This window comes from Comamonas sp. CMM02 (assembly GCF_014851485.1).
In the GTDB taxonomy this organism is placed as follows: Bacteria; Pseudomonadota; Gammaproteobacteria; order Burkholderiales; family Burkholderiaceae_C; genus Comamonas; species Comamonas avium.
Map to the genome: position 1 here is coordinate 625,967 of NZ_JACUZW010000003.1, position 21,516 is coordinate 647,482.

The 21,516-nt window shown below is 55.9% G+C and carries 22 protein-coding genes, 1 tRNA gene and 1 pseudogene; 14 read left to right on the forward strand and 10 right to left on the reverse strand.

Going from position 1 to position 21,516, the window contains the following annotated elements; all coding sequences use genetic code 11:
- Positions 1 to 9: 9 nt before the first annotated feature.
- From IB213_RS12375 to IB213_RS12385, 3 genes are all read left to right on the forward strand, one after another.
- Positions 10 to 86 (forward strand) — tRNA-Val (locus IB213_RS12375).
- Positions 87 to 432: 346 nt separating this feature from the next.
- Positions 433 to 1,563 carry a GNAT family N-acetyltransferase gene (locus tag IB213_RS12380; protein ID WP_192406818.1) on the forward strand — a complete coding sequence of 377 codons (1,131 nt, stop codon included), beginning with the start codon at positions 433 to 435 and terminating at the stop codon, positions 1,561 to 1,563.
- Positions 1,564 to 1,858: 295 nt separating this feature from the next.
- Positions 1,859 to 2,632: a sulfurtransferase gene (locus tag IB213_RS12385; protein ID WP_192406820.1), complete on the forward strand. Its 774-nt coding sequence runs from the start codon at positions 1,859 to 1,861 to the stop codon at positions 2,630 to 2,632.
- Between the two features lie 131 nt (positions 2,633 to 2,763).
- On the opposite strand, the gene IB213_RS12390 is transcribed toward IB213_RS12385, so the two are convergent.
- Positions 2,764 to 2,916 carry a hypothetical protein gene (locus IB213_RS12390; RefSeq protein WP_192406822.1) on the reverse strand — a complete coding sequence of 51 codons (153 nt, stop codon included), beginning with the start codon at positions 2,914 to 2,916 and terminating at the stop codon, positions 2,764 to 2,766.
- Positions 2,917 to 3,275: 359 nt separating this feature from the next.
- On the opposite strand from IB213_RS12390, the gene IB213_RS12395 reads away from it, so the two are divergent.
- Entirely contained in the window at positions 3,276 to 4,283 is a 1,008-nt protein-coding gene (locus tag IB213_RS12395) for a D-2-hydroxyacid dehydrogenase family protein (RefSeq protein ID WP_192406824.1), read from the forward strand.
- Positions 4,284 to 4,300: 17 nt separating this feature from the next.
- Here the strand turns inward: IB213_RS12395 and IB213_RS12400 are convergent, their stop codons facing one another.
- Genes IB213_RS12400 through IB213_RS12410 form a run of 3 tightly spaced genes read right to left on the reverse strand, consistent with a single transcriptional unit; the run spans position 4,301 to position 6,786 of the window.
- Positions 4,301 to 4,780 carry a hypothetical protein gene (locus IB213_RS12400; protein ID WP_192406826.1) on the reverse strand — a complete coding sequence of 160 codons (480 nt, stop codon included), beginning with the start codon at positions 4,778 to 4,780 and terminating at the stop codon, positions 4,301 to 4,303.
- Positions 4,781 to 4,783: 3 nt separating this feature from the next.
- Positions 4,784 to 5,218 (reverse strand): DNA polymerase III subunit chi, encoded by a 435-nt coding sequence (locus IB213_RS12405; RefSeq protein WP_192406829.1) that lies wholly within the window; start codon positions 5,216 to 5,218, stop codon positions 4,784 to 4,786.
- A 14-nt stretch (positions 5,219 to 5,232) separates the two neighbouring features.
- The gene (locus IB213_RS12410; RefSeq protein ID WP_192406831.1) at positions 5,233 to 6,786 is read right to left on the reverse strand and encodes a leucyl aminopeptidase; all 1,554 of its coding nucleotides are present in this window, start codon (positions 6,784 to 6,786) and stop codon (positions 5,233 to 5,235) included.
- 24 nt (positions 6,787 to 6,810) lie between these two features.
- Between IB213_RS12410 and lptF the strand changes: the two genes are divergently transcribed.
- From lptF to IB213_RS18130, 7 genes and pseudogenes are all read left to right on the forward strand, one after another.
- Positions 6,811 to 7,905 (forward strand): LPS export ABC transporter permease LptF, encoded by a 1,095-nt coding sequence (gene lptF / locus IB213_RS12415; protein ID WP_191721652.1) that lies wholly within the window; start codon positions 6,811 to 6,813, stop codon positions 7,903 to 7,905.
- Positions 7,902 to 9,026 carry an LPS export ABC transporter permease LptG gene (gene lptG / locus IB213_RS12420; RefSeq protein WP_191721651.1) on the forward strand — a complete coding sequence of 375 codons (1,125 nt, stop codon included), beginning with the start codon at positions 7,902 to 7,904 and terminating at the stop codon, positions 9,024 to 9,026. The genes lptF and lptG overlap by 4 nt, the downstream gene beginning before the upstream one ends.
- Before the next feature lie 2 nt (positions 9,027 to 9,028).
- Positions 9,029 to 9,406: a sirohydrochlorin chelatase gene (locus tag IB213_RS12425; RefSeq protein WP_192406833.1), complete on the forward strand. Its 378-nt coding sequence runs from the start codon at positions 9,029 to 9,031 to the stop codon at positions 9,404 to 9,406.
- A 61-nt stretch (positions 9,407 to 9,467) separates the two neighbouring features.
- Positions 9,468 to 10,409, forward strand: coding sequence for a CysB family HTH-type transcriptional regulator (locus IB213_RS12430; protein WP_191721649.1), 942 nt, complete (start codon positions 9,468 to 9,470; stop codon positions 10,407 to 10,409).
- A gap of 65 nt (positions 10,410 to 10,474) precedes the next feature.
- Complete coding sequence (locus tag IB213_RS12435) at positions 10,475 to 11,632, forward strand: pyridoxal phosphate-dependent aminotransferase (protein ID WP_192406834.1); 1,158 nt, start codon at positions 10,475 to 10,477, stop codon at positions 11,630 to 11,632.
- A gap of 341 nt (positions 11,633 to 11,973) precedes the next feature.
- Positions 11,974 to 13,311 (forward strand): GntP family permease, encoded by a 1,338-nt coding sequence (locus tag IB213_RS12440; protein ID WP_192406836.1) that lies wholly within the window; start codon positions 11,974 to 11,976, stop codon positions 13,309 to 13,311.
- A 163-nt stretch (positions 13,312 to 13,474) separates the two neighbouring features.
- A pseudogene (locus IB213_RS18130) lies at positions 13,475 to 13,642 on the forward strand (thermonuclease family protein); the annotation flags it as partial.
- Between the two features lie 29 nt (positions 13,643 to 13,671).
- Here IB213_RS18130 and IB213_RS12445 read toward each other — a convergent pair.
- From IB213_RS12445 to IB213_RS12465, 5 genes are all read right to left on the reverse strand, one after another.
- Positions 13,672 to 15,462 (reverse strand): hypothetical protein, encoded by a 1,791-nt coding sequence (locus IB213_RS12445; RefSeq protein ID WP_192406838.1) that lies wholly within the window; start codon positions 15,460 to 15,462, stop codon positions 13,672 to 13,674.
- 355 nt (positions 15,463 to 15,817) lie between these two features.
- Positions 15,818 to 16,444 (reverse strand): PilW family protein, encoded by a 627-nt coding sequence (locus tag IB213_RS12450; RefSeq protein WP_192406840.1) that lies wholly within the window; start codon positions 16,442 to 16,444, stop codon positions 15,818 to 15,820.
- Positions 16,445 to 16,464: 20 nt separating this feature from the next.
- Positions 16,465 to 16,908, reverse strand: a complete 444-nt coding sequence (locus IB213_RS12455) for a hypothetical protein (protein WP_192407205.1) — start codon at positions 16,906 to 16,908, stop codon at positions 16,465 to 16,467.
- Positions 16,883 to 17,413, reverse strand: coding sequence for a prepilin-type N-terminal cleavage/methylation domain-containing protein (locus tag IB213_RS12460; protein WP_225561093.1), 531 nt, complete (start codon positions 17,411 to 17,413; stop codon positions 16,883 to 16,885). The genes IB213_RS12455 and IB213_RS12460 overlap by 26 nt, the downstream gene beginning before the upstream one ends.
- Positions 17,407 to 17,793, reverse strand: a complete 387-nt coding sequence (locus tag IB213_RS12465) for a type IV pilin protein (RefSeq protein ID WP_304515609.1) — start codon at positions 17,791 to 17,793, stop codon at positions 17,407 to 17,409. The genes IB213_RS12460 and IB213_RS12465 overlap by 7 nt, the downstream gene beginning before the upstream one ends.
- A 553-nt stretch (positions 17,794 to 18,346) precedes the next feature.
- Here IB213_RS12465 and IB213_RS12470 point away from each other — a divergent pair.
- The 3 genes from IB213_RS12470 to IB213_RS12480 all read left to right on the forward strand — a co-directional run bounded on the left by IB213_RS12470 (position 18,347) and on the right by IB213_RS12480 (position 20,548).
- Entirely contained in the window at positions 18,347 to 18,628 is a 282-nt protein-coding gene (locus IB213_RS12470; RefSeq protein WP_192406842.1) for a hypothetical protein, read from the forward strand.
- 306 nt (positions 18,629 to 18,934) lie between these two features.
- A complete protein-coding gene (locus IB213_RS12475) occupies positions 18,935 to 19,186 on the forward strand; it encodes a hypothetical protein (protein WP_225561094.1) in 252 nt (83 codons plus the stop codon).
- 213 nt (positions 19,187 to 19,399) lie between these two features.
- Positions 19,400 to 20,548 (forward strand): glycerate kinase, encoded by a 1,149-nt coding sequence (locus tag IB213_RS12480; protein WP_192407172.1) that lies wholly within the window; start codon positions 19,400 to 19,402, stop codon positions 20,546 to 20,548.
- A gap of 502 nt (positions 20,549 to 21,050) precedes the next feature.
- On the opposite strand, the gene IB213_RS12485 is transcribed toward IB213_RS12480, so the two are convergent.
- Positions 21,051 to 21,506 carry an Lrp/AsnC family transcriptional regulator gene (locus IB213_RS12485; RefSeq protein WP_192406843.1) on the reverse strand — a complete coding sequence of 152 codons (456 nt, stop codon included), beginning with the start codon at positions 21,504 to 21,506 and terminating at the stop codon, positions 21,051 to 21,053.
- Positions 21,507 to 21,516 lie beyond the last annotated feature (10 nt).

A 21,516-nucleotide genomic window follows, 5' to 3' on the forward strand; every position in this document is an offset into this window, starting at 1 on the left:
AACAGACACAGGCGCGTAGCTCAGTTGGTTAGAGCACCACCTTGACATGGTGGGGGTCGTTGGTTCGAATCCAATCGCGCCTACCAAATTTAGCAAGCTCAACCAAGGCTTGCAGCACAAATGCCCGCTAGCAAGCGGGCATTCTTGTTTGTGCCCCATGAAAACCGTTCACGGAAAACGGTGCTCAAAGAGATACGGATTGCGCCGGCCAAATCTCAGACAATCGCCCCTACACACTCTGGCAACAACTCTTGCTGCGACATCGACCTGAGAGCGACAGGCGACTGAACATGCCACTGCCACGGAGCCATTCGTTTTTTAATGCCTATCGCACTTGCTGTGCAAGCTTGTCAGCAGCAAGCGAGCATATTGCTGGCAATCCGCCCCACGCCCATTGCATCAGCACGCGCAGGCATCTGTCCTGTCATTTGAATGAACACTGCCTATACGCTCACTGTCACCGATACCTTGGATGAGGTAGACCCTGCCGTCTGGAAAGCCATGGCCCAGGGCAGTCCCTTCGTGGGCTACCACTTCTTGCGTCTGCTGCAAGCGACCGGCTGCGTACATGCTCGCCAAGGCTGGTATCCACAGTATGCGCTGCTGCACCAAGGGGGTGTTCTGGTTGGCGCAGCCCCGTGCTTTTTGAAAACACATTCACGCGGCGAGTTTGTATTTGATCAAGGCTGGGCGCAGGCGTTTGCAGCGCATGGCTTGCCTTACTACCCCAAGCTGGTCATCGCATCGCCTTTCACACCAGTGCAAGGCCCGCGCCTGCTGGCCGTGGATGCGCAGGCGCGATTGGCCCTGGCCCAAGGGCTTCGTCAGTTCTGTGAGCAGTCACAGGCTTCATCCGTACACAGCTTGTTTGTGAACCCCGAAGATCGCCACGCCCTGCAGCGCGCCGGATTTATGGTGCGTGAAGGTGTGCAGTTTCACTGGCGCAACGAGGCTTATGACAGCACAGAAAGCTTTTTAGCTCAGCTATCCCAGGACAAACGCAAAAAGATGCGCCAGGACAGCAAGTATGTGGCCGCCGCTGGCATCAGCTATCGCTGGCTGGAAGGCGAGCAGCTCACGCCTGAGCACCTGTCCTTTTTCTACCGCTGCTACGTGCAAACCTATGTGGAGCACCATTCACAGCCTTATCTGAGCGAAGATTTTTTCCAGCAGGCCCATGCACAGGGCGTGCTGCATTTTGTGCTTGTACTGGCTGAGCGCGACAAGCAGCCGGTGGCCTGTGCACTGAATGTACGTGCCGCAGACACCTTGTATGGCCGGTATTGGGGAAGCCAGGAGTTTGTTCGTGGCCTGCATTTTGAAACTTGCTATATGCAGTCGATTGCCTACTGCATTGCCCATCAGCTACAGATCTTTGAAGGCGGCGCCCAAGGTGAACACAAAATGGCGCGAGGCCTGCTGCCCGTGAGCACCTATTCCGCGCATTACGTGGCCCACCCTCAGTTTGCGCAAGCCATTCGAGACTTTCTGGAGCAGGAAACCATGGCTGTTGAAGGCTATGTACAGGAATTACAGGCAGGCAACCCGTTCAAGCCCAAGTAAGGACAGTGCTGCGACAGTCCCGTTACAACCCGCTGAACCACTGACTTCGCCACGGTCCAATAAAATTATGGTTAGCAGCCAGTGCAAGCTTCGAGTTCGCTTCTGGCTTGCACATTCTTCACGCGCGCCGACTTGCAAAGCAATGCCCCCGCAGCCGCTGCCGCACGGCTGCCGCTTGGATGGCGATGCTTGTTTTAAACTGGGTATCAAGTCCCCAAGTCCAATTGCACACGCCACGACCCTGTAAACCCTGCAGGGGGCATGTGTGGCCTCAGCGCACAACCAGATATACAACGTGCCCGATATTCTGAATATTTCCTGCTACAAGTTCACCCCCCTGCCGGATGCCGACATCCTGTGCACCACCCTGGCAGAGCGTGCCAGTGCACTGAACCTCAAGGGCACAGTGCTTCTGGCCGAAGAAGGTATCAACTTCTTTCTGGCCGCCCCGGCCGCAGCCATTTACACCTTTGTCAACGCCCTGCGTGAAGACCCCCGCTTTGCGGACCTGGACCCCAAGGAAAGCTGGTCAGATACCGTGCCGTTTCGAAAGATGCTGGTCAAGGTCAAGCGTGAAATCATCCGCATGGACCATCCCACCATTCGCCCCGCAGCAAGTCGCGCGCCCTCTGTGGCTCCCGCCACACTGCGCCGCTGGCTGGAACAAGGCCATGACGACGAGGGGCGCGAGGTCATCACGCTGGACACTCGCAACGACTACGAAGTGGATGAAGGCGCCTTTCGCAATACAGTGGACTGGCGCCTGACCAAGTTCACCGAATTCCCTCCGGCTTTGCGTACTCACAAGGCCAGTCTGGCCGACAAAACTGTGGTGAGCTACTGCACCGGCGGCATTCGCTGTGAAAAAGCCGCCATCCTCATGCGCAACGAGGGGCTTGAGCACGTCTACCAGCTCGAAGGCGGCATTCTCAAATACTTTGAGGAAACTGATGGTGCTTTCTACGACGGTGGTTGCTTTGTGTTTGATGAACGCCGAGCCGTAGGCGCAGACTTGGCAATCACACCACTGCAGAGCGAGGGCAAAGACAAGCCCCAGCAACCCACCTGACCATGAGCGCAGGCACTGTGCATGCGCCAGCAAAGATCTGTCATCAGCGCTGACCATGCGGAGCCTTCGTCCGGCGGATGACGCCGGCATTGGGCGCATTGTGTTTCAGCAATAGCGCTTGCCGGCTGCATTCAAGCGGCTTGAATACCTTTGCTGGTGTCTGCTGCTTCATCGTGCAACATGTCAGTTGGGGTATTGCCCATCCCGATGTACTGGACTGCATTGAAGCGTTCTGCAGCCCAGCATGCCGCCAAAGTCATCAAATTCACCAAGCGCTTGGGCACGGCAGTGTGCGCGTCTGGCGCTTGGCTGATGCAGATCCGGGGCAATCCAGGTGCGGCTCAAGCGCGGGGTGTCATCGCCACCAGCACAAGTGTCAGGCAACCTTCGGTGACAATGTAGCCTTTGGCTGCGAAGACTTTAGCTGCTCTTGCATCAAAATACATTCACCGAGTGGGTGCGGCGGCATGGTTTGAATACTGAAAGCCTATGCCAAAACTTGCGCCAAAGCGGGGAGTGTAAAGTCAGACTGCCGGGTATGTACTGGCGTAGTCTTGGCGTAAGCTTTTGTCCCGACATTCGAAAAAAAACGTCAATCACAACAGCCACTTAACTAAACAAACCAACAACTTACAGTTAAAGCATGTCACTAAACATTGTCATTTTGGACGACTACCAGGACGCGGTGCGCAAACTGCAATGCGCCACACGCCTGGACGGCTTTAACGCCAAAGTTTTTACTAATACGGTCAAAGGTGTTGGTCAGCTGGCTGTTCGATTGCGTGATGCAGATGTCATTGTGCTCATTCGCGAGCGCACCCCCATTACTCGCCAGTTGATTGAAAAACTCCCGAAACTCAAACTCATTGCGCAAGTGGGCAAAGCTGGCCCGCACATTGATGTGCAAGCCTGCACCGAGCATGGCGTTGCTATTGCTGAAGGCGTTGGCTCACCGGTAGCTCCTGCCGAGCTCACATGGGCGCTCATCATGGCTGCAATGCGCAGATTGCCGCAGTACATCTCCAACCTCAAGCACGGTGCCTGGCAGCAATCCGGTTTCAGAGCAGCCTCCATGCCGCCCAATTTTGCAATTGGCAGTGCGTTACGTGGACGCACTTTGGGCATCTGGGGTTATGGGCGCATCGGCCGCATTGTGGCTGGCTACGGCAGAGCTTTTGGGATGAATGTCATGGTCTGGGGTAGCGCCTCGTCCTGTGCATCAGCGCAGCAAGATGGCTATCACGCTTGCAGCAGCAAAGAGGAATTTTTCGCTAACAGTGACGTTCTTTCCCTGCACCTGCGTCTGACTGCACAGACGACGCACATCGTGCAACGCACTGATCTGGCGTGGATGAAGCCCACCGCCTTGCTGGTCAACACCTCACGCGCAGAACTGATCGAGCCTGATGCACTGGCTGCAGGGCTGCAGCAAGGAAGACCCGGCCTGGCTGCTGTCGATGTATTTGAAAGCGAACCTATTTTGCAGGGGCATGCATTGCTGCGAATGGAAAACTGCATATGCACACCCCACATTGGCTATGTGGAGCAAGACAGTTATGAGCTTTACTTTGGTGCAGCGTTTGAAAATATTTTGCACTTTGCACAAGGCCAGCCCAACAATATTCTGAACCCTGAAGCCTTGCGCACATAAAGCGCCCTGCCGCCTGCTCAGTCTTCCTGAGTTTTTTGCAGGTGCGCTAGTTCTTGAGCAATGGCTTCGTGCACCGACACGCTGACCAGTTGCTCCACATCTTGCCGAATGGCTTGGTAGAGGCTTTGCGTGTGCATCTGCACCAAGTCAGACAGCGCATAGCGCAGGCGCTCTTGCAGCGCACCATCCAGTCGAGCCATCACGCTGACCTGCATGGCCTGTGCCATCAATGACCAGTCTTGCGTGGCAACAGGCGCTTGGATCGGCGGTGACATTGGCAGTGATACTGCTGCCACCTCTGCCACCTCTGCCACCTCTGCCACCTCTGCCACCTCTGCCAGCGGTTCTGCGCAGTTCTCCTCTAAAGGTGGCTCTGGTGTAACGGTACTGAGCCTGTCTGGCATTGGCTCCTGTGGCGCCGGTGCTGCCTGCTCCAGCACGACGTCGGTCAGCGTCGGTACAAAGCGCGGAGGCTGGCGAGCATCTGAATTGAACATCGCTCAACCCTCCTTCAGTACCAAATCAAAGCGCTCGATGGCATGGCCCGCCTCTTGATAGGCGCGCCAGCGAACACGGGCCTGAGCGCGGTCCTGTTCGTCAAAACTGGAGACCACCTCGACGACTCTGGCGAACGCCTCAAAGCCCTGAGGCATTTCGCCCCCCAGATTAAGCAGCACCTCTTGGTGCGTGCTGGCGGCTGCAGACTCAACAAGCACCACGGGTGCCAGGGTGAAAATTTCAGCATCCTCGCCTTGCACAGCATGTGCCAGAAACTCATGCCCCGCGAACTTCCATAAACGCGCAGACAACTGGCGCAGCCGCTCCATGGGAGCCACCACAGTGACGCGTGCATCATGGCGCATGGCTTTGCGAATGAAGCGGCACGCATATTCCAGTTTGTCTGGCGCATTAAAGTGAAAAGACACTTGGGGCATGGGTGTTTCTGTCATCAAACTTTGGCAGCCTTGCCTGAAGACTTGGCTTGCGCACCTGTCAGCACCGTGGCTGGCTTGCTAGCGCGCTTGACAGCTGCTACCGCCTTCTTGGCTTTGGGTGCCGGTTGTTGCGCCGCATCGAGCAAGTATTGCATCAGCAAAGGCACCGGGCGGCCGGTTGCACCCTTGGCCGCGCCTTCTTTCCAGGCAGTGCCCGCAATATCCAGATGCGCCCAGGGCATGCTACCCACAAAACGCTGCAGGAATTTTGCTGCTGTAATGGATCCACCCGCACGACCGGCAACGTTGCCCATGTCTGCAAAATTACTCTTTAAGCCTTCGGCATAGTCATCATCCAAAGGCATGCGCCAGCAAAGATCCTGGCTCTTTTCGCCAGCTTGCTGCAGTGCCTCGCCCAAAGAGTCCTGGTTGGCGTACAAGCCAGAGCGCACGCCACCCAAAGCGATGACGCATGCACCCGTCAATGTGGCAATGTCAACGACTGCCGAAGGCTTAAAGCGCTCGGCATAGGTCAAAGCGTCGCACAGCACCAAGCGCCCCTCGGCATCCGTGTTCAGAATTTCGATGGTGAGCCCATTCATGCTGGTCACCACATCGCCAGGCTTGATCGCAGCACCATCGGGCATGTTTTCGCAGGCAGGGATCAAGCCCACTACATTGATCGCAGGCTTGAGCTGTGCCAATGCACGAAACACGCCCAAAACGCTGGCGGCTCCGCACATGTCAAATTTCATCTCATCCATTGCGGCTGCTGGCTTGAGCGAAATGCCACCGGTATCAAACGTAATACCCTTGCCGACCAGCACCACTGGGGCCTGAGATTTGGCGGCCCCGCTGTATGTCAGCTCAATAAACTGCAGTGGCTCTCTAGAACCTTGCGCAACGGCTAAGAATGCGCCCATCCCCAGCTTGGCCACTTCCTTGGGGCCATGCACCTTGCACTGGATAGATGAGTGCTTGGCCAGCTCCTTGGCTGCCTTGGACAGCAGTGTGGGCGTTGCATGGTTAGCGGGCCGGTTTCCCCATTCCTTGGCCAACGCCTGACCCAGCGCAACAGCTACAGCCTGATCAAAACTGCTGGTTGCCGAGCGTTTGTCCAGAACACCAATGCTGATATTGGTAAGTTCTGCAACTTTGCTCTGCGATTTGGTCAACGTATAAGCGTAGGTGGTATCGGCAGCAGATTGCACCACAGTGCGCACGGCTTCGTTCACATCATTGAGCGCGCTCAGGCACACAATGGCGTGTTTGACACCTTCAGCCTTGAAAACAGAGGCTGCACTCGATAATGCGCTGCGCAGATCGCGTACAGTTCCTTTGCCCACACCCAGCAACAAAACACGGCGTGCTTGCACGCCCTGAGTTTGGTACAAGTGCAGTTGCTTGGAGGTCGCTGCAGACCAGTCGCCATGACTGACAGCGTTTTGCACCAAGGCAGACAAGGGGTCTTGTTGAGGCTTGAATGACTCAGGCACCAACAATAAAAGAAGATCGCACTTTGCTGCAGCGGCGCTGGACAGGTTCAAAGTCTTCAGTTCAAAGTTCATAATCGGCGTTTTCCTTTTCTGCCAATGTTATTCGATTCATCCATACGCAAGGAGCTGGGCCGCAGCTTCGGTGCCACGCTGGTGGTACTTATCACCGTGGTTATGACCATGATGCTGATCCGCACTTTGGGTCAAGCCACCAAAGGCACTGTCAGCCCCTCCGATGTGATGCTCGTTATGGGTTTTACGGTCCTGGGGCAGATGTCTACCATTTTGACGCTCAGCCTCTTTGTCGCTGTCGTTGGCACACTGTCTCGCATGTACCGCGACAGCGAGATGGCTATCTGGTTCGCCAGCGGCCAGGGTCTTGCCAGCCAGCTCAAGCCCATTTTGCGATTTGCATGGCCCATCGTGGTCACGATTGCAGTGCTGGGTTTGCTGGTCTGGCCGTGGAGCAACCAGCAGATTCAGGAATTGCGCAGTCAATTTGAACAACGCAGCGACATTGACCGGATTGCTCCGGGCGAGTTTCAGGAATCTTCCGATGGCACACGCGTGATCTTCATCGATAAAGACAGTGTTTCTGATGAATCGGCCAGCAATATTTTCTTGGTCGAGCAGCGCCAGGGCCGCGAATATGTGACATCGTCCAAAACGGCCCAGCTGCAGACCATTGAAGACCAGCGCAACGTTGTGCTGACTGAAGGCCAGCGCGTGGAAACAGACCAGGCCACAGGCCAGATCAAGCTGACTCATTTCGACAAATACACCCTGCTTTTAGAGCCTGCCTCTGCGGCGCAAACCAACCTGACAGCGCGGGCGCTGTCAACAACTGCGTTGCTCCAAGCACCCACCGCAGTCAATCTGGCTGAAGCTGGCTGGCGTGCTGGCCTGCCGTTGGCAGCGCTCAATCTACTGGTGCTTGCTTTGGCAATCACTATCGTCAATCCCCGGGCAGGCCAAAGCACCAGCTTGGTGGTCGCCCTTCTGGCCTTTGTGGTTTACTACAATTTAATGAGCATGGGACAAAGCTGGGTTGCCTCCGGGCGCATTTCCTTGCCAACCTATCTGCTGGGTATGCACGGCGGTATTTTTGCCATTGCCGCCATAGGGCTGACCATCCGGCACAACCGCTGGCACCTCAAAGACCTCTGGCAGCGTCGTGAGGTGACCGCATGAAAACACTGCGCAAGCTTATCTACCGCGACACCATCAGTGCGATTGGTTTTGTCGTTCTGGCCTTTCTTGCCATGTTCTTTTTCTTCGATCTGCTCGATGAAATGAGTGATGTAGGCCGCCAGTTTGGTGATGTCACCTACAACATTTGGCACGCTTTGCTGTCTGTCAGCCTGGGGCTGCCCAATCACCTCTATGAGTTGCTGCCTATTGCCGTACTGATTGGCAGCATTTTTGTCATGGCGCGGTTTGCCCAGAGCTCTGAGTTCACCATCATGCGCACCAGCGGCCTGGGTCCATGGCTTGCATTGCGCACCATGCTCACCTTGGGTGCCTGTTTTGTCATCCTCACCGTGGCTGTGGGGGACTACATTGCACCAGCAGCCGAGCGCATTGCGCTGACTGCCAAAGCCAAGTACCTAGGAAAGACTTCTACCGTAGGCTCCACTGGCGCCTGGCTGAAGGAAAGAAACAAGGGCAATACCCTGGCGGTGAATGTCCGCGCTGTGCGTGCCGACGGTGCATTGACGAAGGTGCGAATCTTCGAATTTGATACACAAGGGCGCATGGTGCTGCAAATTCACGCTGACAGCGGCCAAGTGCTGGAAGATGCGGACATCTGGATGCTCAACAATGCCCAGCTGACGCGCTTTCAGTACACCGACACCGGTGGCACAGAGGCGGCACAGCTCACGCGCGAAAACAGCAGCACGCTGCAATGGCCCAGCACCATCAGCAGCGAAATGCTGGTGGCCGCTGTGCACAAACCAGACCGGATGCCCACGCTGGAGCTGTTTCAGTTCATTCAGCATTTGAAGGCCAACGATCAGTCAGCCCAAAAGTACGAAATCGAGTTTTGGCGCAAGGTCTTCTACCCCCTGAGCTGCCTGGTCATGGTGGTGCTGGCGCTGCCATTCGCCTACCTGCACTTTCGCTCCGGTGGTATTGCCGGCTACGTGTTTGGCGGCGTAATGGCCGGCATCAGCTTTTTCTTGCTGAACAACGTCTTTGGCTATGCTGGCAACCTGCAAAACTGGTCTCCAATGCTCACGGCAGCAGCACCGGGGCTGATCTATTCCATACTTTCACTGGGTGCTTTTGCATGGCTGGTGATTCGCCGCTAAACATGACGCCGCCGTTGCGCGGCGTCATTTTCTTTGCCCACGGCTCACGCGATCCGCTGTGGAGCGCGCCCATTGAGGCTGCTGCACAAGCCTTGAAAGCCCAGCACCCTCAAGCACTGTGCGCTTGCGCATACCTGGAGCTGACTGAGCCAGATTTGCCTGCAGCGTGTCAAAGCCTTGTGGCGCAAGCCTGCACCCAGATCACTGTTGTGCCCATGTTCCTGGGGACTGGTCGCCACGCACGCAACGACCTGCCCAAACTGGTGGCACAACTGGCACAAACCTACCCGCAGGTTCTTTTTCACATCGCCACCCCAGTGGGTGAAGACCCCCGCGTGACTGCACTGCTGGCCAGCATTGCGGCCGAGCATCTTGCATAAAACAACACTTCTTTAGATATTTGATTCATAATGATGAAAGCATCCTTGCTGTCATCCTCTTATGAATCTCCATCAATTCCGTTTCGTCCAAGAAGCTTCCCGCCGCAATCTGAACCTGACAGAAGCGGCCAAAGCCCTGCACACCTCGCAGCCCGGTGTCTCCAAAGCCATCATTGAGCTGGAGGAGGAATTGGGGGTGGATATCTTTGCCCGGCACGGCAAGCGCCTCAAACGCATTACAGAGCCCGGGCAGCACGTACTCAAGAGCATTGAAGTGATCATGCGTGAGGTGGGCAATCTCAAGCGCATTGGCGAACAGTTCAGCGCACAGGACAGCGGCACCTTGAGCATTGCCACCACCCACACGCAGGCTCGCTACGTACTGCCGCAGGCAGTGGCAAAGCTGCGCAACAGCTACCCCAAAGTCAACATCAGTCTGCACCAGGCCACCCCGCACGAAGTGGCACGCATGGTGCTCGATGAAGTCGCTGAGGTCGGCATGGCCACTGAGTCGCTGGCCGACTACCCCGAGCTGGTCACCCTGCCCTGCTATGAATGGCAGCACGTGCTGGTTGTACCCAGCGGGCACCCCCTGTCCACCAAGGAGCGCATTGGGCTGGACGATCTGGCTGGCGAGCCACTGATCACCTACCATCCCTCATTCACGGGCCGCGGAAAGCTGGATGCCGCTTTTGCAACGCGCAAAATCGAGCCGCGCATCGTGCTGGAAGCCATTGACTCCGACGTGATCAAAACCTATGTGCGACTGGGCCTGGGCATCGGCATTGTGGCCGAGATGGCCATGCGCGATGACCATGGGCAAGACCTGGTGTCTCGCCCTGTGGGCCATCTGTTTGGTCAGAGCGTGGCGCGCGTTGCCTTCAAACGCGGTGCTTATCTGCGCAATTTTGTTTACAAGTTTGCCGAGACGCTGAGTGACCGCCTCTCGCGCGATCTCATCTTGCGGGCCATGAGCGGCCATGTGAACGATTACGAGCTGTAAGCACTTTTTGATCCGGGTGCCGAAAGGGCACCCTTTTTTTGCCCCGCCAGGGCGTGTTTCCTGCCATGACTGTTGTGACTCCAGCATTTCCCAGCAAGCTGCCCAATGTGGGCACCACTATTTTTTCTGTCATGTCTGCGCTGGCCAACCAGCACCAGGCCGTCAATCTGGGTCAAGGCTTTCCAGATTTTGACTGCGACCCCAAGCTGGTAGACGCTGTTACGGCAGCCATGCAGGCGGGCCACAACCAGTACCCACCCATGCCCGGCATGCCACAGCTGCGCGAAGCCGTGGCAAGCAAGATGCAAGCCTTGCACGGATGCCGCTATGACGCCAACAGCGAAATCACCATCACGGCAGGTGCCACGCAGGCTATCTTGACCATCATTTTGGCCACCGTACATGCCGGCGATGAGGTCATCGTGCTGGACCCCTGCTACGACAGCTACGCACCCAATATTGAGCTGGCAGGCGGCACCTGCGTACGCGTGCCCCTGACGCCGGGCACGTTTCGCCCTGACTTTGCCAAGATTGCTGCGGCCATCACGCCGCAAACGCGCCTGCTCATCGTCAACACCCCGCACAACCCCAGCGCCACCATCTGGAGCGCCGATGAGATGCGCCAGCTAGAGGCCTTGCTGGCGCCTACCAATGTGCTGCTGATCAGCGATGAGGTGTACGAGCACATGGTGTTTGATGGTGCACAGCACGAAAGCGCCGCCCGCTTTGCCGGCTTGGCCGCACGCGCATTCATCGTTTCCAGTTTTGGCAAGACCTACCACGTCACCGGCTGGAAAGTGGGTACCGTGGCAGCGCCTGCCGCATTGATGGCTGAATTTCGCAAAGTGCACCAGTTCAATGTGTTCACGGTCAATACACCCATGCAGGTGGGACTGGCCACCTACATGGCTGACCCCGCGCCCTATCTGCAGCTGCCAGCCTTTTACCAGCGCAAGCGCGATTTGTTTGCACAGGGCCTGCGTGAGACACGCTTGAAGCTTTTGCCCACCACAGGCACTTATTTCCAGTGCGTGGACATTTCAGCGGTCACCGATCTCAATGAATCCCAGTTTTGCCAATGGCTGGTCAAAGAAGTGGGCGTGGCGGCGATTCCGCTGTCAGCGTTCTATGGCAATGGCTTTGACCAGAAAGTGATTCGTTTTTGCTTTGCCAAGAAAGATGAAACCCTGCAGGCCGCACTGGAGCGACTGCGCAAGCTGTAATCCACACATCTGGGTTTTAAATACATAAAAAGGGAGCTGCTTACGCGCTCCCTTTCTTGTTTTCAAAGTGTTTTGTATTTGGAATCGTTTATTGACAAGCGATGCAAGCTATTAAAACTAAATAATTCATTGTCTGCGCCTTCACAGCCCCGGCACTTGAACAACTGCGACTGCCGTGCCCAGGTGCGCTCCTATAATTGCGAGCCGATGGCACGTACACATGCATTCCCTGATGCATCACTGTGCACAACGCTACCGCAGGCTCACCACAGCGCTAGCGCCTGGCACCAAGACGCAGGCTCCGCCCCTGCGCACGATTTCCCCAAGATCAGGTAATTACCATGAGCAGTATCGCTATCTCATCCACCTTGGTGGCCCTCAGTATCGTAGCCATTGTCTACCTCACGGCGAAAGTCAAATTCAGTGTGTTTGGCTCACTGTTTGCCGTGTCCATCGTGCTGGCACTGTCAACCAATGTGCCGCTTGAAAAAGTGGTGGACTTGCTCAAGAGCAGCTTTGGCAACACGCTGGGCAGCATCTCTTTCATCATTATTTTTGGCGCGGCCATTGCGGTGTGCATGGAACGAAGTGGTGGAGCGCTGAGCATTGCCACGCATATCCTGCAAAAAGCAGGCAAACACAACGCCAAACCCGCCATGGCGTGGACGGGCTTCATCCCCGGCCTGACTATCTTTTGCGATACCGGCTACATCATCCTCAGTGGCATTGCCCGCAGTATCAGCGCCAAATCCCAGACCCCCATGCCTTTGATGGCCGCCATTTTGGGCTCTTCGCTGTTTGCCGTGCATTGCCTGGTGCCTACCCACCCCGGCGCGCTGGCTGCGGCCACCACCTTGAACGCCAATTTGGGCCTGTTCATCTTGGCGGGGGTGGTGTTTGCCATTCCCGGTCTGCTGGCCGCTTACTACTGGGCGGGCTTCATGTGCAAGGGCCAGAACTATGCGCCTGCAGCGGCAGAAGAAAACGAGCAGCAAGGCGACGACCGTGCCCTGCCCGCCTTCACACACGCATTGCTGCCTGTGGTGCTGCCTTTGGTGCTGATTTCGATTTCCACACTGCTGACCACTCTGGGCCACAAAACAGGCGTAGCCAACTTCTTTCACTTTCTGGGCAACCCTGTGATTGCCCTGCTGGTCGGCATGCTGTGTGGCCTGTGGCTGCTGAGCAAGCACGGCGGGCAAAAAGGGGACTTCACCCGCGTGCTGGAAGAAGCCATTGTCAAGGCCGGTCCTATCCTGATCATCACCGCCGCTGGCGGCATGTTTGGCGCAGTCATCAAGGAAAGCGGTGTCGGCGCGGCACTGGGACAAGCGCTGGGTAATGCATCCATCGGTCTGCTGGTGCCCTTCATCATTGCGGCCTTGCTCAAGACTGCACAAGGCTCATCCACCGTGGCTGCACTGACCAGCGCGGCCATCATCTCCCCCAGCCTAGCCAGTTTTGGTCTGGACTCTGAGATGGGCCGCCTGTTTGCGGTGCTGGCCATCGGCGCCGGCTCCATCGTGGTATCGCACGCCAACGACTCGTATTTCTGGGTGGTCACCAAGTTCTCCAACATCGAAATGCAGCAGTCACTGCGCGTCTTCTCCACGTCCACACTGGTCATGGGCCTGGTCAGCTTTGCCTTCATCTGGCTGGCCTCTGCCTTCATGCTCTAAAGACTCAGGCACAAGTGACCATGAAAATTGTCATCGCTCCGGAATGCAACCTCCAATGAAGGCGATGCTCTAAATTAAAAAGCTACGCCAAAAATAAAAAAAGCCCCGATGCAATTAAGTACCGGGGCGTTTTTATTTAGGCTTTGTAGCTAGACTTTTTGGCATGCTCTCTGCCGCCCTTCTCTGCCTTGTCGTCGACATCTTAGACGGCGACACCCTCACCGCTCGCTGTGGTCAGCCTGGTCAATATGAACAAGTCAAAGTCAGGTTGCAAGGTATTGATGCGCCTGAACGAAAGCAACCTTTCGGCAAGCACTGCAAGACAGCGCTATTCGTGCCATGGAGATTCATCAGTTGACGCTAAAGGTAGCGTGACCACTTCACACGAATCTGTGCTTCGGTATTTGTTGAACTCCCGCCGCCATCGCTTGGCTGCGAGGGGTTCTCCCCCCCTGGCTGCATGGTGGGGGGCAGTTTTCGCAGATCAAAAGTGGTGCTGCCGCCCATCGAGTTGTAGTGAACCTGTCCCAAAGCGAGCGCAGTGGCATAACCATGCACCGTGGTACTGCCACCACTAGTAAATTCATTACCGGCCTTCACGCTGCCAAACAGTTCTACCGAAGCACCCACTGCAATATTTCCACCTATATAGCCGCTCAGATCATCGTAATGCTGGTCTAACCGGCTGCCAGCCATCATGGAGTAGTTGCCCAAGCCCCCCAATCCAGACGGCAAATATTCGTGCGTGTTCTTGTTACAGATATCCAACGGATATAGCAGCGGAAAGTGCACGTTGTCACAAATGCCCGTCGGCGCATATTGCACGCCTTTTGCTAGCCCACTGTAACCAGCGTAGTTGGGGGCATATACCTTGGTGCTGCCGGAAGTGGATATATTGCCGCTGGCAATGAATGTGTTGTAGTAAACCCCGTTGCCCACCACCAAATTACCCTGAAACCAAGCTACGCCTTGCGCAGCGCTCACCCCGTTGATCGACCATGTTTGCGATTTGGCATCGTAGGAAAAACAGTTGTTCGATGTCGAGTAGCCCTTGCAAACCGTGATGGACTTTTCAGGATAAGGATCCGCACAACGCACATTCAAACCAGAGCCTGTGATTTGGCTGCACAACCGATCTTTGTAGGCTCCGCTGGCATAGTCTGCGAGGTAATACTCGCCATCTTTCACGCCATTGACATGGCGTACGGTGACTTTTTTGGCTCCGGCTGTATCGGTAAAAAATACATAGTTCGCCAAAGCGCGTACATCATTGGCATTGAAAGTTTCCTGCGCCAGCTCTACCTTGGGCACCGCAGCAATGTTTAAAGCACCAGCCAAAGCATCAACTTTGACGTTCTGATTCCAATCCGGTTTACGCAGCACCCCACCAATACTGCCGACCACGCTGGCGTTGCTGTTCACATCCAGATCCCCGTGGGCTTTAAGAGCTGCAACAGAGCCCGAAGCGATGCTGACATTTCCTAGGGTCTCTACCTTTTGCGCGCCTGCCGAGCCTGCGGTGAGATCCACACCTTGGATAACCGGCGAGGCACAAGTTTCCGCCTCCGCAGAATTCCAAGAAGGTTTGAAGCCTGAGACAGAGCACGCACCAGCATCTAGCGCATTCACTCGAGAATAGATGGCACCATTTTTCGACATGGAACTATCCAGCTTGGCAGAGCCGTTGACACGCAAAGTTCCAGATACTCCGGCCCCGCCCAATACACAGGCATTGCGTCGTGCCAAGACAGTGGTGGCTGTAACACTGCCATCGATATAGACATCGCAGTTCGCATGCAGCTCTTCAAAGTGCGAGCCGCTGCTAATACGGATAGATCCCGTCGATGTGATTTTTTTCACACCAGTTATCGAGTTTCCACCCGTCGAAACATCGCCCAGCACCGCAATTTCATAATCTTGCGCTGCATCAGTATCCTGGAGCACATTGATGTTTCCTCCCAAGCGTAAATTGCGGCTGAACCTAATGACGTTGTTCGGTTTCGGGGTCTGCGTGCTACCTCCATCATCGCCCTCACCAGCCTCCAGTGCGTACACCACTTCCAGCATTGAACGGGCTTCAGCGGGTGAGCCTTGTGCTGTCGCTCCTGCAATTTGTGCCGTCACCGTTTTCGTCGCCGCGTCAAAGCGCATCAAAGTGGCTTGAATCTGCCCATCCACGCCATCACCTTGTAGCGTCAGCACTTGTGGCAATGTAGCCCCCGCCAGCTGTGTCCACGCCCCTTGTGCTTGCACCTGCGCCAAGTACTGGCGCACCAGCTCAGCGCCGGTCCACACCTTCAATTGCGCCTGTGTTTGCGCATGGGTGCTCACTGAAAATGCTTGCTGCTGACGCAAATAAGCGGAAGTTCCCAACACAATGACCGTGAGCATCAAACCCACCATTAAAATCAACAAAATGGTGGCTACCCCTCGTTGTGCTGCGGGAAAGCTGAAGGCCGCCCCTCGTCGGAAAGATTTCACTGCACTGCGCATCGCAGCCCCTTCTTTATGGTGCCGCTGCTGGCAATTTGACATTGACCAAGCACACGCTGGACGCAAGCACCTGCCCTTGATTGCTGGTGGCGCTCAACGTAATCTGTGCGCGAGCAGTTTCACGATCCAGCGCGGAACCAATCCCAAAAGGCATGCAAGCGACAGCGTCATACTGCATATGCACTACGTCCGCACCAGCACCGTTAAGGCTCCGAGGCTCACCCCAATCTACGCTGTCTTGCCACGCTTCGGTGTCTGTACAGCTTGCAGGCCCCAGCAAGCGCAGCCCTCCCGCGTCATAGGGACTCCAGAGCACATGGCATTGCACCGTGCCCGTTGTATTTTCTGCCCAAACTACCGCATTGCTTTGACCGTCAGCGGGCAGCAGCTTTTTTCGCTCGGCATCCCATTGCACGCTCAGTTGTTGCACATGCAGGCCCCACTGTGCGCCTTCCAAGCCAAAGCCAGCAGACTGCAGCAAAAGCTCCACCGCAGCCAGCCCCGCGTTGCGCTGGGCACTGCGCTGCGCGTCTTGCCGCGCTTCACCTGTCGATTTCGCCATGCGCTGAAAGAGCCCCAGCGCGGCCAGCATTACCATTGAGGCAATGGCCAAACCTACCATCAGGCTGATCAAACTCACACCCTGCATCCGTATTGTCTTCACTGCTGAATCACCAAACTTCCTTCACCCAGCAGTTGCACCGCCTGAGCTTCCTGCGCTGATGTGGCAAAACGCATCTCGGTCACAACATTCGTAATTGGTGCATTGATGGCAGGCAAGTCTCCAGCAACCGTCACCATCACCGCGTGACTGCTGCACTGCACAGTGGCGGTCATCTGAAACGTCTGAGCCTGCGTAGCAAGCTGAAGCTCTGAGCTGCCGGATTCACACAGTGCAGCAACGCCTTGAGTCTCAAGCGTATGCCGCATCTGACGCAAAGCGATGTCATGAGTATTGGCATAGCGCTGCTGCGCAAGCACACGCGCTGCCGCATAAGTGAGGCCGAGCCCCAAAATGCTGAGCAATACCAAGCCCACCAGAGCTTCTAACAGCATATCTCCGCGTTGGACGCGGTACTTAGCGCCACTGAATGGTTTCGTCATTCTGTGTCCCACCTCTGCGTACCACGACCGAAGTTGTATCTGCTCCGCCACTGGCCAACAAGCCTCGGCTATTAATCAACCAACGCTGCTGTACACCGGCTGCCAACACCACGCCATTGATATGAATCTCTATGCCTTTAGGAAGCTGCACAGTCCATACCGGGTCCGGACGGTTCGCCACATACGCACAGTTCTCTGCTGTGCCCCATGCATGTACCGCAGCCGTATATCCACCTGCTGCGTCATGTTGCAGCGCTAAATAAGCTGCGGCATCTTCGCTAAAGGTCTGGCATGGATTGCGTAAAGCCAAGGCCTTGCTCATGCCCCAGCCTTGTTCGATATCGCTGCGCGCTTGCTGGGTGCGTGCGCTATTGATCCAGTCACTCCCCATAGGAAGACCGAGCAACAACAAAAAAGCCAGCACCGCCAGCGTGACCATCAGTTCAACCAGCGTTAGCCCATGTGCGCGGGAGTAGTTTCCTTGAACAGCGCAGCCCATCACCATGAACCCAGTACTTTGCAAGCACTGGCATCTCTCACATTGTGGGCATCCATGCTCAGCGTACAGCTACCATTTTTACGTGTCGCTATCAAGGTGTAGTGCGCACCGTCGGAGTCCACTGTGTAGTCAAACAATGCTCCCTGCGTGGGAGTCCAGGCACTGAAGTCTCGGGTCATGTCACTATCACGCCCCGCCACAGAGGCGGGAATGACGGCGTTGCTATAGCTGGGATAGAGCAGTGTTTTTTGGAAACGATTTTCCATCACCAAGCTCAGCGCAACCAAATCGGCGGATGCAGCGCGTGCTTGGCTTTTTTCCATATAACGGTTGTACGAAGGCATGGCTACCGCCGCCAAAATGGCCACGATCGCAACCACAATCATCAGCTCAATCAGCGTAAAGCCGCGGGCTTTCGCGGGCTGCCACCTACTACATACGTTCAATCTGAGTCTCCACATCGCCCACAATCCATGTACGCCACACAAGAGACGCTTTCAAAACCATGCAGCTTTCCTGCACGAGCGCCGAAGTTAACCGCAACAAGAAACGCTTTGTTTCAGGTCGGATAAATTTCACTATTGGTAACTTTTTATGCAAACAGAAGTGGTGCCACCTAATACGTTGCTTTTTCAGCTTCCGTTATTTCCAATAACGTACGTGACCTTGCCTTCATGAACCCGTTGTGTCGATGCAGCAATGCGCCTCAACAACTCTTCGACACGCGTGTTTTTATACAAGCCTAATCCTGCCATTCGTCGTCTCCCCAAACTTGAGATATTCCTCCATTTCCCATGCGCGGATACCGAGCGCTGGCAAAACGAGCAAGACTGCCACTCGACTCAGGCCGAATCACTGGAAATCAAGGCTTACGATATTGCCTTGGCTGCCATCAGCTCCAGACAAGCCAGCTAGTACAAGGCGCACGACGTCGGTGACATGCTGCTGACGCCTGATGAAGCCCTGAGCGACGCTATTGGCAACGATGACGATGTGACTGACGCCTTTGCCGAGCTGATGACTGATCCAGCCCCAGCAGCAATCAAGCTGCGCCTGGCGCTGGCGTCGCTCATGGCCAAGTACAACTGGCGCGACATAACGGGGGGCCAAGTGCAGTTTGAACACCCCCCGCCCCCTGAGTACCCAGGCCTACTTCCACCCGAAGAGATGCGCGAGCTGCTGGGGCTCACGGATTCAGAACACAGCGCAGACGCGCTTTAGGAGGAAGCCATGCTTTTCAAAATCAAAGTGCGCGGTGCAGGAGAGTTTGAACTGCCCTTCCCCTCGTTTTTCGCTGCCCGCACCTGGGCCCAAGTCTGCTGGCCCATGGCCCGCTCAGTCACGTTGATGTGCATGGAGTGCTCCACATGTCCACACCGTCTTCGCAGCTGCAGTGCATCCCCAAGCGCCGCCGCCCCCAGAAGCCCGCCATGTTTTGGTTGGTCGCAATCCCCTGCATTGCTCTCTTTTGCGCTGGCGTCATCGCTCAGTGGACCAGCAACCCTGTTTTTCCACTGTGAGGTTTGAATGAATGCCGTAGTCCAATCAACCACAAGCACCGCTTTGCGCCTTACTGGTCAGTTTGATTTAAGCCCTCAGGCGTTTAAGCAGGCTTTGTCCTTCTCCAACTACTTGGCAGAAAGTGACATGGTGCCCCAAGACGTCAAGGGCAAGCCCGGCAATTGCCTGATCGCCATGCAGTGGGGCAGTGATCTGGGCCTCAAGTCATTGCAGTCCCTGAAAAACCTCACAGTCATCAATGGTCAGGCTTTTCGCTGATCGCGCATCAAAAAACATCCATACTCTCCGCTTTAAAGCGTAGATCTTCTAAAACTACGACAAAACCTACGCCGAAATGTGGAGTGTAGTGGGTGTGAATTGGGCATGTGGTGGCGTAGCTTTATGCGTAAGTTCTTTATCAGCTTCGCAAATAACGCAATGCCCGCAACGACTTATACAAATAAATCAGTGACTTCCAAAAACAATCGCCAACTGAAAATTGTCATCGCTCCAGACTCCTACAAAGAAAGCCTGTCTGCACTAGAGGTTGCCACGCAGATTGAGCTGGGTTTCAAGGAGATTTTCCCAGATGCCGACTGCGTCAAAGTGCCCATGGCCGATGGCGGCGAAGGCACTGTGCAGGCCATGATTGAGGCCACGCAAGGCCGCCGCGTGGATGTGGATGTGACGGACCCGCTGGGCCAGACCATTCGCAGTTTCTTCGCCCTGACAGGTGATGGCGGCACCGCCATGATTGAAATGGCGGCCGCCAGCGGTCTGGCACTGGTGCCCCCGGCGCAGCGCAATCCCGAGGTGACCACCAGCTACGGCACCGGTGAGCTGATCACTGCTGCCATGGATGCCGGTGCACGCCACCTCATCTTGGGCATTGGCGGCAGCGCCACCAATGACGGTGGTGCCGGCATGCTGCAAGCGCTGGGCGTCAGACTGCTGGACAAGTCGGGCTTGAGCATTGGCCCCGGTGGTGCCCCACTGGCGCTGCTGGCAAGCATTGATGTCTCAGCCATGGATGCACGCCTGCTGGAGTGCACCATTGAAGTGGCTTGCGATGTAGACAACCCTTTGACCGGCGAGCGTGGCGCCTCAGCCATTTTTGGTCCGCAAAAAGGGGCAACGCCGGCCATGGTGCAGGCGCTGGATGCCAACCTGCAGCACTTTGCGCAAGTCATCTTGCGAGATGTGGGCGTTGATGTGGACGGCGTAGCCGGTGCAGGTGCTGCGGGCGGCATGGGTGCAGCCATGCTGGCGTTCTTGAAAGGCCAGCTGCGCCCCGGCTGCGAGATCATTGCCAAAGCGGTCGATCTGGATGCGGCGGTGCACAACGCTGATCTGGTGATCACCGGTGAAGGCCGCATTGACCAGCAAACCATCTTTGGAAAAACACCATTTGGTGTGGCCACTGTGGCACGCAGGCACGGCGTACCCGTGATCGGCATTGCGGGCAGCCTGGGCACCAATGCCCATGTGGTGCATGCGCATGGCATTGATGCCATCTTCAGCGTACTGAGCCGCCCTTGCTCTATTGAGGAGGCTGTTGCAGAAGCCGAGCACAATGTGCGCTCGGCGGCACGCAACATTGCAGCCTTGCTGGCCATGGGCCAGCGCAGCGTCAAGGCATAGCGCATAAGGCATGAGACAGAAGCAGTGGGCGCTTTGAGGATTGCCACTAAAGAGCTGGCATTACCGTTGAAGCAACCCTGTGCCTGCGCAATAGGCAACGGGGCAACGGGGTAATGGCACACAGCCCCAAGGCGGTCATCGCTTCACACAATGCACGCAACAAGTGCGCTGACAACGGCCTGAAAACAGGCCGTTTTTCTTGACCGCTCAGTTTAAAAGAGCTACTAGCGCTTACTGAGCGGGGTTTTCAGATAGTTTTATATCTGAAAACGTTTATACATAAGCGTAAGTAGCTCTCTTATAGATAGCTCACGGTTGCGAGTTCTTCCAAAGAACACCATTTTGCGCAGCCTGAACCAGCAGCTTGCATCGAGCCGCTTTTTCACAATGCACAAAGGGCATCCAGAACATTAAGGGCCTGTATCGCCGTCCGCCCTTGGCAACACAAAGATTCACAGCGCCAAGATTCACAGCGCCAAGATTCGCAGTGTCAAAGCTCGCCTTACTGCCCCAGCGGCATCTCGGAGCGTTTCAGCGTGCGCAGCACAAACATGGACTGGCTGTGCTGAATGCCTTTGATCTTGTAGAGTTTCTCGCGCAGCAGCCGCTCATAGTCGCGCGTGTCTTTGACCATGACGCGCAGCAGATAGTCGTAAGTGCCTGAGACCAGATGCGCCTCCACCACCTCGGGAATGGTGGCCAGTTGCTCGCCAAACTTTTCCAGCGTGTTGTCACTGTGGCTGTTGAGCGTCACCATGAGCAGCACCGTATCGCTCAGCCCCAGCGCCTGGGGGTTCAGGCGCACGGTGTAGCCCTCGATCACGCCCTCTTCTTCCATGCGCTTGATGCGTGTCCAGCACGGTGAGGGGCTCAAGCCCACGGCCTGCCCAATCTCTTGCAAGCTGGCGCGGGCATTGCGCTGCAGTTCATAAAGAATTTTTCGATCAATTTTGTCCATGCGGTAAATT

What these genes read in the sequence shown, in the direction of transcription:
- IB213_RS12380 (WP_192406818.1), top strand. Translation starts at nt 433, where the DNA reads ATGAACACTGCCTATACGCTCACTGTCACCGATACCTTGGATGAGGTA.
- IB213_RS12395 (WP_192406824.1), top strand. Translation starts at nt 3,276, where the DNA reads ATGTCACTAAACATTGTCATTTTGGACGACTACCAGGACGCGGTGCGC.
- IB213_RS12400 (WP_192406826.1), bottom strand. Translation starts at nt 4,780, where the DNA reads ATGTTCAATTCAGATGCTCGCCAGCCTCCGCGCTTTGTACCGACGCTG.
- IB213_RS12405 (WP_192406829.1), bottom strand. Translation starts at nt 5,218, where the DNA reads ATGCCCCAAGTGTCTTTTCACTTTAATGCGCCAGACAAACTGGAATAT.
- IB213_RS12410 (WP_192406831.1), bottom strand. Translation starts at nt 6,786, where the DNA reads ATGAACTTTGAACTGAAGACTTTGAACCTGTCCAGCGCCGCTGCAGCA.
- lptF (WP_191721652.1), top strand. Translation starts at nt 6,811, where the DNA reads ATGTTATTCGATTCATCCATACGCAAGGAGCTGGGCCGCAGCTTCGGT.
- lptG (WP_191721651.1), top strand. Translation starts at nt 7,902, where the DNA reads ATGAAAACACTGCGCAAGCTTATCTACCGCGACACCATCAGTGCGATT.
- IB213_RS12425 (WP_192406833.1), top strand. Translation starts at nt 9,029, where the DNA reads ATGACGCCGCCGTTGCGCGGCGTCATTTTCTTTGCCCACGGCTCACGC.
- IB213_RS12430 (WP_191721649.1), top strand. Translation starts at nt 9,468, where the DNA reads ATGAATCTCCATCAATTCCGTTTCGTCCAAGAAGCTTCCCGCCGCAAT.
- IB213_RS12435 (WP_192406834.1), top strand. Translation starts at nt 10,475, where the DNA reads ATGACTGTTGTGACTCCAGCATTTCCCAGCAAGCTGCCCAATGTGGGC.
- IB213_RS12440 (WP_192406836.1), top strand. Translation starts at nt 11,974, where the DNA reads ATGAGCAGTATCGCTATCTCATCCACCTTGGTGGCCCTCAGTATCGTA.
- IB213_RS12445 (WP_192406838.1), bottom strand. Translation starts at nt 15,462, where the DNA reads ATGCGCTTTGACGCGGCGACGAAAACGGTGACGGCACAAATTGCAGGA.
- IB213_RS12455 (WP_192407205.1), bottom strand. Translation starts at nt 16,908, where the DNA reads ATGACGAAACCATTCAGTGGCGCTAAGTACCGCGTCCAACGCGGAGAT.
- IB213_RS12460 (WP_225561093.1), bottom strand. Translation starts at nt 17,413, where the DNA reads ATGGTGATGGGCTGCGCTGTTCAAGGAAACTACTCCCGCGCACATGGG.
- IB213_RS12465 (WP_304515609.1), bottom strand. Translation starts at nt 17,793, where the DNA reads ATGATTGTGGTTGCGATCGTGGCCATTTTGGCGGCGGTAGCCATGCCT.
- IB213_RS12470 (WP_192406842.1), top strand. Translation starts at nt 18,347, where the DNA reads ATGCTGCTGACGCCTGATGAAGCCCTGAGCGACGCTATTGGCAACGAT.
- IB213_RS12475 (WP_225561094.1), top strand. Translation starts at nt 18,935, where the DNA reads ATGAATGCCGTAGTCCAATCAACCACAAGCACCGCTTTGCGCCTTACT.
- IB213_RS12485 (WP_192406843.1), bottom strand. Translation starts at nt 21,506, where the DNA reads ATGGACAAAATTGATCGAAAAATTCTTTATGAACTGCAGCGCAATGCC.